General features: G+C 52.7%; 7 protein-coding genes. All 7 read left to right on the top strand.

Annotated features, from left to right (window positions below; translation table 11 throughout):
- Positions 1–69 precede the first annotated feature (69 nt).
- Positions 70–738, top strand: a complete 669-nt coding sequence (locus B3F49_RS04225; protein WP_293909200.1) for a diacylglycerol/polyprenol kinase family protein — start codon at positions 70–72, stop codon at positions 736–738.
- Positions 735–1,613, top strand: a complete 879-nt coding sequence (locus B3F49_RS04220) for a DUF92 domain-containing protein (protein WP_293909198.1) — start codon at positions 735–737, stop codon at positions 1,611–1,613. The genes B3F49_RS04225 and B3F49_RS04220 overlap by 4 nt, the downstream gene beginning before the upstream one ends.
- 115 nt (positions 1,614–1,728) lie before the next feature.
- On the top strand, positions 1,729–3,363 hold the full coding sequence (gene groL, locus B3F49_RS04215; protein ID WP_293892162.1) for a chaperonin GroEL: 1,635 nt from the start codon (positions 1,729–1,731) through the stop codon (positions 3,361–3,363).
- A 240-nt stretch (positions 3,364–3,603) separates the two neighbouring features.
- On the top strand, positions 3,604–3,987 hold the full coding sequence (yajC, locus tag B3F49_RS04210) for a preprotein translocase subunit YajC (RefSeq protein WP_293909196.1): 384 nt from the start codon (positions 3,604–3,606) through the stop codon (positions 3,985–3,987).
- Between the two features lie 29 nt (positions 3,988–4,016).
- Positions 4,017–5,744, top strand: coding sequence for a protein translocase subunit SecD (gene secD, locus B3F49_RS04205; protein ID WP_293909193.1), 1,728 nt, complete (start codon positions 4,017–4,019; stop codon positions 5,742–5,744).
- Entirely contained in the window at positions 5,745–6,941 is a 1,197-nt protein-coding gene (secF, locus tag B3F49_RS04200) for a protein translocase subunit SecF (RefSeq protein ID WP_293909191.1), read from the top strand.
- A gap of 79 nt (positions 6,942–7,020) precedes the next feature.
- The coding region (locus B3F49_RS04195; RefSeq protein ID WP_293909188.1) for a 4-hydroxy-3-methylbut-2-enyl diphosphate reductase at positions 7,021–7,645 on the top strand (625 nt) is incomplete at its 3' end.

Raw genomic sequence — 7,645 nt, 5'->3', positions numbered from 1 at the left:
TTTTGTACACATGTCTGCATTGTGCATCAACTCTTGAAATTTTTATACATTCTCTGCATCATGACGCGTATGAATAATAACATAGTTGGATTGCTGATATCGTTTCCCTTCCTGGCCTTGGTCATAGCAGTAGGAATCTTTTTGAAACATCGGTTTTCGATTTCCGGTGAATCGATGCGCAAGTTCGTTCACATCGGGGTTTCCAACTGGTGGTTCATCGAGGTGAATTTCTTCACCAGCTTGGGCTATGCTTTGGTAGGTCCCATATTTTTTATCATTGTCAACAGCCTTTTTACCTTTTTGGGGTGGGGAAAAGCACTCGGCATGGATGACCGCAAGCGCAACTACGGTCTTGTCTATTTCCCCATCACCTTGTTGATTTTGGTGGTGATGCAGCATCAGGGGATTGTCTCTTCGCTTGCATGCAGCATCGGAGTCCTGATTATGGGATACGGAGACGGACTGGCTGGCCTCTTTGGGGCAAAGTGGGGCAAAAAGAAGCTGCCCATCGCCTTTGCCGACAAGTCATATCTCGGGACCCTGGTCATGGCCGCTGTAAGCTTTGCCGTCACCTTCATCGGACTTGGTGCATACAGTACGCTTGGTTTGGGTTCGGTTTTTGGTATATCCCTGATGATCGCCTTGGTAAGTGCTTTGACAGAAGCTGTTACCCCGCTTGGGCTGGACAATATCACGGTCCCCTTGCTCGCAACCTTTCTTCTTGGGGTATTCGTATGAGTGCGTATGCGAACCTTGTTCCGGCAACCGGTTCTCTCGCCTCCTATTTCAATGGATTCTTTTTTTCGTTACCCTTTGCTTTCTGGGTTCTTGTCTTGATTATGCTGATCGTTGCAGTAAGCTCCTACATCGCCCGCCAACTCACCTTCGCTGGAGCTGTTGCAGCCTTTTTGGTTGGTTTCGGCCCCACTTGGATCCTGGGCTTCGGCGCCTTGGCGACCTTGCTGCTGTTCTTTGTGGCGGCCGGGGTGCTCGGCAAGCTGTCCAAGCGGATAATTTCCTTTGATGTTATGAAGATTCATGAGAAAGGCGGGCGCCGTGACGCCGTACAGGTATATGCCAATGGCCTGATGGCCTTGGTTTCCGCCCTTTTATATGCCTACAATCCCAGTCTCCCGTTTCTGGTGATGTTCGGTTCGGCGGTGGGGGAGGCGGCCAGCGACACCTTCGCAAGCGAGGTGGGCATTCTCTCCAAGACCAAACCCGTTTCCATCATCACCGGCCGCCCCATGACCCCTGGTCTCAGCGGAGCAATAAGTCCGCTCGGCCTCGCCAGCGGTCTCTTGGGAGCTGTCCTGATTGCTTTGTGCGTGTGGGGATGCTTTCTGCCGATGAGCTCTATGAGTGTTCTCGCAGCCTCCGTCATTGCCCTCAGCTCCTTTGCAGGGTGTCTGTTGGATAGTGTCTTGGGGGCGACTGTACAGGCACACTATTATGATGAGGCCAATGATCGCATCACCGAGCGGCCGATCGTCGATGGAAGGGCCCTGCCGCTTGAGCGTGGACTAAGGTGGGTGGATAATGATATGGTGAACTTGGTAAGTAATGTTGCTTCCGCTATTTTGGGCATGTCTTTGTCCCTGATATTCACGTAATCTGCATTTTTCACTTGCTTCTCGGCATTTTTATTTGTATGTTACATGACGGTAGCTCCGTTTGGTCTTACCACACGTAATCGCACAACATATTCTTTAAGTGAGGATATATAGTATGGCAAAACAATTGCAGTTCAACGAAGAGGCACGCAAGTCATTGGTGACCGGTGTCGAAAAGATCTCTCGCGCAGTCATGGCAACTCTTGGACCGAAGGGCCGTCTGGTCGTCCTGGACAAGAAGTTTGGTGCTCCGACCGTAACAAAGGACGGTGTATCAGTCGCCCGTGAGATTGAGCTCGAGAACCCGTTTGAGAACATGGGTGCCCAGCTTCTGAAGGAAGTGGCAACCAAGACCAACGATGTTGCAGGTGATGGAACCACCACCGCAACCGTGCTTGCTTGGTCCATCACCAAGGAGGGTATGAAGAGTGTGGCCGCCGGAGTGAATCCGATGGGTATCCGCCGTGGTATCGACAAGGCTGTCGCCGACGCTGTTGTCGAAATCAAGAAGCAGGCAAAGATGATCAAGGACAAGGAAGAAATCTCACAGGTTGCTTCGATCAGCGCCAACAACGACCGCACCATCGGCGAAGAGATTGCCAATGCAATGGAAAAGGTCGGTTTGGACGGTGTCATCACTGTTGAGGAGTCCAAGACCATCGAGACCACCACCGACTTTGTCGAAGGCATGCAGTTCGACCGCGGCTATCTGTCCGCATACTTCTGCAACAACCGCGACACCATGACCGCAGTCCTCGACGATCCCTTCATCCTGATTTATGACAAGAAGATTTCCAATATGAAGGAATTGCTTCCGATCCTGGAGAAAATCGCCCAGTCCAGCAAGCCCCTGCTCATCATTGCAGAGGATGTGGATGGTGAGGCTCTCGCCACCTTGGTGGTCAACAGCGTTCGGGGAATTCTCAATGTCGTAGCCGTGAAGGCTCCCGGCTTCGGTGACCGCCGCAAAGCAATGCTCGAGGACATCGCCATCCTTACCGGTGGAGAGGTCATCAGTGAAGAGCTCGGTCTCAAGCTTGAGAACGCCGACCTTTCCCAGCTTGGTAGGGCCAAGACCGTCAAGGTGGAGAAAGAGAACACCACCATCATCAATGGAAACGGCAAGCAGAGCGATATCAAGGACCGCATCGCTCAAATCAAGGTGCAGATCGGCGATACCACCAGCGACTACGACCGCGAGAAGCTCCAGGAGAGACTGGCCAAGCTTGCAGGCGGCGTTGCCGTACTGAACGTCGGTGCCGCTACCGAAGTAGAGCTCAAAGAGAAGAAGCATCGTGTTGAGGATGCCCTCTCCGCCACCCGTGCAGCCATCGAGGAGGGTGTCATCCCCGGTGGTGGTGTTGCCCTGATTCAGGCTGCTGTAACGCTTGAGAAGACCGACCTGTCCAAGTATTCCGAGGACGAGAAGGTTGGTTACAAGATTGTCCGCCGCGCTCTTGAGGAGCCGATTCGCCAGATTGCAGAGAATGCAGGTCTCGACGGGTCCCTGATCGCCGACAAGTGCAAGCATGAGAAGCCCGGTGTCGGTTTCGATGCTGAGAACATGAAGTGGGTCAATATGTTCGAAAGCGGCATCATCGATCCGGTGAAGGTCACCCGCAGTGCACTGCAGAATGCAGCTTCCATTGCTTCCTTGATACTCACCACCGAGTGTGCCGTCACCGATATTCCTGCTCCTGCAGCCCCGGCAATGAACCCTGGTGCTGAGGGAATGGGCGGAATGATGTAAATAATCGCCTACAGAGGAGGGGCCGCAACAACTGCGGCCCCTTTTTTGGTGTAATGGTAAAACTTGACTACCATGTCGTGAACGTGCTACTTTTATCGATACTTGGAAAATTGGATGCGAAGGACTCTTCCACCTCTTTTCTGCATCCGATTTCTTGCAAAGTGAGGATTACCCATGCTTTCAATGCTTAGTGCTATGGCCGCCCCAGAGGCATCAGGTGCCGCGGGCTCAACTGGTTCAATGATGACTACCTTTGTCACTTTTGGTCTCATCATTGTCATCTTTTACTTCTTGATCATCCGACCGCAGAAGAAGCGGGACAGGGAGACCAAGGAGATGCTTGCCGCCATCAAGAAGGGAGACAAGGTTGTTTCCATCGGTGGCATCCACGGAACCGTAGTTGCTGTAAAAGAGACTACCATAGTGGTCAAGGTTGATGACAATACCCGTATTGAGTTCTCCAGGAATGCAATCAGCAGCATTGTTAACCGCAAAGCTGAGACGACTGAACCTTCAAGCAAGAAGAAAGCCAAGAAAGAGCAGGTGAGTGCTCCCGAGGCCGTAGAAGCAAAGCCTGAAGTGGCTGCAGTCGAAGCCGATGCTGAGAAAAAAGAGAACAACTAAATTCTGTTGAAGACAATCTGGAGAGTATCATGAAAAAACGGAGTCGTCTGGTGATCGTTCTGGCTGTCATCTTGTTGTGTGGATACTTCTTGTATCCCACCATCAAGTGGTATGGATTCGTACCGCAGGACACCAAGGAACTGGCAACAGGCTCAAATGTACAGATTAAGGAGTATGCCCGAGGGCAGGCTTCACGGGACCTGCGTTCCTTGAAGGATTTGGTGGCCCAGGATCCTGCGGCGGCTCTTCCCGCTCAGTATTCCTATCTCAAGGATAGTGCCAAGGCAAATTACAAAGCTATGAAGCGCCCGGTCCCCAAGACATGGACGTTGGAAGCTCTCTTTGGTGGATTCTACAATGAGCAGAATATGTTCGATACCATCGAGGCGTATTACCGCACAACCCTGCTTGACCTGAAGGCCCTTGGAAACAAGGCTTTACAGCTTGGTTTGGATCTGCGTGGTGGTATGAGCATCCTCCTGGAAGCTGATACGGCAAGTTACGAGGCGAAGAAGGGCAGCCCTGCCTCCTCTTCCGAGATTGCCGAAGCCATCCGACAGGATATCGAGATTCTCGAGAAGCGCATCGACCAGTTCGGCGTCAGCGAGCCGGTCATCAGGCTGCAGGGCAGCGATCAGATTTTGATCGAGATCCCCGGCGCTGCCGATCCCGAGCGGGTAAACTCGTTCCTTCGCGGCAAGGGCTCCCTGGTCTTCAAGATGGTTGACACCGCCTTGACCGCAGAGCTTGACGCGTACTACAAGGCCAATCCTTCTGAAGTCTATACCGATACCGGTGCTCTGAAGCAACCGGACTTCCTGCCTGCCGGCAAGATTGCCGCCGGGTATTATGTCAGTGATGCCTATGGCATTGACGAACTTGAAAGCTATGTGGTTATTGAAGAGGAAGTCGGCTTGGACGGCATCCACCTGGAGAGCGCCACCACGGGAACCGATGGCATCACCGGCCGCCCGGTTGTAAACTTCCAGCTTGACAGTCTTGGAGGGGATATTTTCTACAAGCTCACCTCCACCCATGTGGGCGACACCATGGCGGTTGTCATGGATGGAAAAGTCAAGGCAATGGCCACCATCAATGAGGGAATCCGCAATAGTGTCCAGATTTCCGGTTTCAATGCCGAGGAAGCCAGTGACCTGGCCATCGTGCTGCGAACCGCAGCGCTTCCCATCGAGTTGATCGTCTCCAGCCAGCAGGCTGTCGGTGCAACCTTGGGTGAGGATGCAGTCAATGCAGGTGTGAAGGCGATTGCAATCGGCCTTGCCTTGGTCATCATCCTGATGTTTGCCTACTACAATGTATCCGGTTTGGTGGCTGACGTGGCCCTGCTGTTCAACCTCTTTATCATGATCAGCGTACTTTCAGCTTTCAACTTCACCTTGACTTTGACCAGTGTGGCGGGTCTGATCCTTACCTTGGGTATGGCAGTCGACACAAACGTCATTATTTTTGAGCGTATCAAGGAAGAGCGACGATTGGGCAAGAGCGACGTTGCAGCCATCAAGGCAGGCTTTGACAAAGCTTTCTGGACGGTCATGGACGCCAACATCACTACGATCATCGCGGCCTTGGTGCTCTCGCAGCTCGGAAGCAGCTCGGTGAAAGGCTTTGCAAATACCTTGGCCATCGGTATTGTCAGCTCGTTGTTCACCGCCCTGTTTGTCTCGCATCTCATTTTTGATGCGGCGGTCGCTCACCGAGAGGGCAAGAAATTGCACATCAGCTGGAGGAAAAACTAAATGCTTAAGAACGATATTCCTGTCATCAAACTTCGCTGGTATGCATGGATTCTGGCTGTGGTCCTCCTGCTTGCCGGAGCCGTCTCCTTTGTTGTGTTCGGGGGTTTCAACCTCGGGGTTGACTTCGAGAGCGGCTTGAGCCAGCGCATCCAAATCGCTCCCGTCGGCCTCGAAGTGACATACAGCGGCAACAAGGATGCAGTCCTTTCAATTTCCGGATCCGCCTTGAGCCTCGAGGTTCGCGGTGAGGAAGGCGTCGCTACGACCAGCTTCCACTCCCAAGCCTACCCGACCGCCAAGGATCTTGCTGCAGCGCTGAATGCAGTGCCTGAAGTTAGTGCGGTTGTAGTTGATGGTTCGTTGAATACGGCGGACCTGCTCTCTGGATACGGTTTTCCTGCAACGTTGAGCAGTACTCCGACCAGGCTGAACTTCCAGGGCACCGGCACCACTTCCATCGAGGATGTCCGCTCGGCCATCGCCTCTCTTGGAAATGCCAAGGTGCAGACCGTGGGTTCTGCCGAGAACCAGACGTTCCAGATCCGCTTGGGAATCAAGGACGGTGCAACCCAGGCTTCCATGGAAGAAGAGGTCAAGAATGCGCTTGCATCTTTCTTTGGCCAAGGAAACGTTGTAGTCCTGCAGAGTGACTATATCGGGCCCAAGTTCAGTGCAAACCTGCTCTCCAGCTCGATTCTGGCCATTGTTGTCGCCATGGCTTTGATTCTGCTGTATGTCTGGATCAGATTCCGTTTTGCCTATGCAGTCTCCTCCTTGATCGCCCTGGTGCATGATATTCTGATGATGCTCACCGTCATCTCGATTTTGCGTCTTGAGTTTTCAAGCACGACGATTGCAGCTCTGCTGACCATCATCGGATACTCCCTGAACAACACCATCGTTATTTTCGACCGTGTCCGTGAAAATGTGACGTTGAACAAGAATGCTGCCCTGTCCAAGATGATCGACCTGAGTGTGACTCAGTCGGTGAGCAGGACCATTATGAGTGGTGTCACCACCTTGGTGGCGATTCTTCCGCTTGCAATCTTTGCATCTGGCGATATTCAGCTCTTTGCCATCAACATGATGTTCGGAATTCTATTTGGTACCTTCTCCTCCAACTTCCTCGCTCCTTCCATGCTCTACTGGATCAGTAAGGCTCAGAAGAAACAAGGTGCGGTGGTTGCGGCCAAGTAACCGGAACAAAGAATTTCCCGTTCCAAAAGATACTGCCGTGGGGTTACCTTGCGGCAGTATTTTTGTCATACTGGATGCTATGAAACTAGTCATGTCACCTACCATGGGGTATTGCAAAGGGGTTTCACGGGCGCTTGATATGGCCTGGAGCGCCATCGAGGAAGCCCGGAAGACCGGGCTTCCTGTGTACTCCTTGGGTAAATTGATCCATAACAAGCAAGTCTGCAGCCATTTTGCCCAAGCAGGAATGATTGAGATAGCCGGGCCCGAAGGGCACGAGCGAGGAGTGGTGGTCCTGCGGGCCCACGGAGTGGGGGATAAGCTGCGTTCAGATTTTCTGGATGCCGGATATCAGATTGTGGATGCCACCTGTCCAGTGGTCAAACGCAATCTCCTGCATATAGCCCACTATGCCGTCACCCATACGATCCTGGTTGTCGGGCACTACAAACACCCTGAGTCGACAGCCATGCAGGAGGTCTTGCTCGATGGAAAGCCCATCACCAGCAGGCTCATCACAACTCTTGAGGACGTAGGAGAGCCTGGGGAAGGCGTATCTTACGCTGTATTTGTACAGACCACCTTCGACCAGAGCTTGTGGATGCAGATACAGGCTGCCTTGACATCCTGGCAGCAGAAAGGCATTGAGGTGGTGTTTGCAAATGATGTCTGTCCCAGCTCGGTGAATCGCAGGACCGCCCTGA

The organism is Sphaerochaeta sp. UBA5836, assembly GCF_002432845.1.
In the GTDB taxonomy this organism is placed as follows: domain Bacteria; phylum Spirochaetota; class Spirochaetia; order Sphaerochaetales; family Sphaerochaetaceae; genus Sphaerochaeta.
The sequence above is the reverse complement of the archived record's forward strand: the minus strand, read 5'-3'. Positions and strand labels throughout refer to the sequence as shown.